Origin of the sequence: Staphylococcus pasteuri (assembly GCF_030547725.1) — a bacterium.
Lineage (GTDB): Bacteria > Bacillota > Bacilli > Staphylococcales > Staphylococcaceae > Staphylococcus > Staphylococcus pasteuri.
In genome coordinates this window covers 1-258 of the sequence record NZ_JAUOQO010000521.1, presented here as the reverse complement: position 1 = coordinate 258, position 258 = coordinate 1, and the positions used below count along the sequence as shown (strand labels likewise).

At 58.9% G+C, this 258-nt stretch carries 1 pseudogene; it reads left to right on the top strand.

From position 1 onward, the window contains the following. Positions 1-258: pseudogene (locus tag Q4528_RS14580) on the top strand (DEAD/DEAH box helicase); the annotation flags it as partial.

The following is a 258-nucleotide window of genomic DNA, read 5'->3' as shown; positions in this document are numbered from 1 at the left end:
ACCGGGCGACGAGCCAAAAGCGAACACCGCCTTCATCGATGGTGTTCGGCAATACGTGACGGACGTGAAGGAGCTCGAGATCGACCTCATTGACCGCATAAATCCGTTCCAGACCGCCAGGGCGATCCTGGCGAAGTCAATGGACGAGGGAACGCTGAAGGAGGTTGCTGCCATCATTGCCAAGAAGCGTATCAACCTATCGCACGAGGAAGCGCGGATGCTTGCCGAGCGCGCCGTGCGTTTCAGGCAGGAGACAGG